The following is a 933-nucleotide window of genomic DNA, read 5'->3' as shown; positions in this document are numbered from 1 at the left end:
GGGTCACGAGCGTCGCGCTCGGCAACACTCGGTTATCCGTCAACTTCCGCTGTGCCCCGTTCGCGACCGAGGTCTTGTGACGGTGCAATATGTACCGGTAGGGACGCGCGTTTCATCGCCCCCCTCCACGTCGCAGCGCAGCATGCGGATTTCCCGCGCCGCTCGTAAAAACCCGCGCGGACGCAGGAACCGCGAGATCGCGAGATCAGCGGATCGGCAGCATCAAATGTTCGTACTGCGTGCCAGGCCACATCACATAGGGCCTCGTTGGGTCTGCCTTCGCATCGCGTGGATAACCATCCAACATCTTAGCTCCAGAGCCGACGATCATCACGTGTGCGCCGGTCTTAATCCAATTGTTGCCGGGCTCTTCCTTTGTTGCATACGGGTCGGTGTTGCTTGCACCTCCGTCGCCTCGGAGCATGTACATGAACCCTACCTTATTCGCCGGCGGCTCCTTGTGATCCATCCAGGCCGTCGCCCATTCCATCGCGTTTTTATCGCCGCACATCGGATCCGGGTTGGCCGGATCGGCGTGCCCTGGCATGCACGTCCACTGCCCCGTTCCTTGGCGCAATGTCCGCATCTTGCCGTCATGATCCATAGCGACGATTGTTGCGTCTTTAGCGATGGCCTCGGGCGCCGCCGACAGCGACAGCTTAATCAGGTCTTCGTCGCTCATCTTGTGGCCGGTTCGCTCTTGAGCGAAGCCGTAGCTCGGGGTAAGCGCGAGCGCAAATAGAGTTGCATAGGCCAGCGATTTCATCGCGAAATCCTCCCATGATTTTTGCTGATGCCAGCCGCGGAGGAGCCGAAGGCGGGCGTCTGCGCCGAGGTGATTGCACGTAGTTATCCTAGCCTCCCTTTTGGCCCCCTGAAACGCGCCATTTGGCCGCTGCGGAGCGATCAGCTCCCCCTGGCCGGGCTTCCGCT

At 60.8% G+C, this 933-nt stretch carries 1 protein-coding gene; it reads right to left on the bottom strand.

The features are described from left to right. Positions 1–205 precede the first annotated feature (205 nt). On the bottom strand, positions 206–766 hold the full coding sequence (locus ACFFWD_RS29220; protein ID WP_376971217.1) for a hypothetical protein: 561 nt from the start codon (positions 764–766) through the stop codon (positions 206–208). Between the last annotated feature and the right edge of the window lie 167 nt (positions 767–933).

This window comes from Bradyrhizobium erythrophlei (assembly GCF_042430365.1).
Lineage (GTDB): Bacteria > Pseudomonadota > Alphaproteobacteria > Rhizobiales > Xanthobacteraceae > Bradyrhizobium > Bradyrhizobium erythrophlei.
The sequence above is the reverse complement of the archived record's forward strand: the minus strand, read 5'-3'. Positions and strand labels throughout refer to the sequence as shown.

Bases quoted from the DNA above. Each gene is read 5' to 3' on its own strand.
- ACFFWD_RS29220 (WP_376971217.1), bottom strand. From the start codon at position 766: ATGAAATCGCTGGCCTATGCAACTCTATTTGCGCTCGCGCTTACCCCG.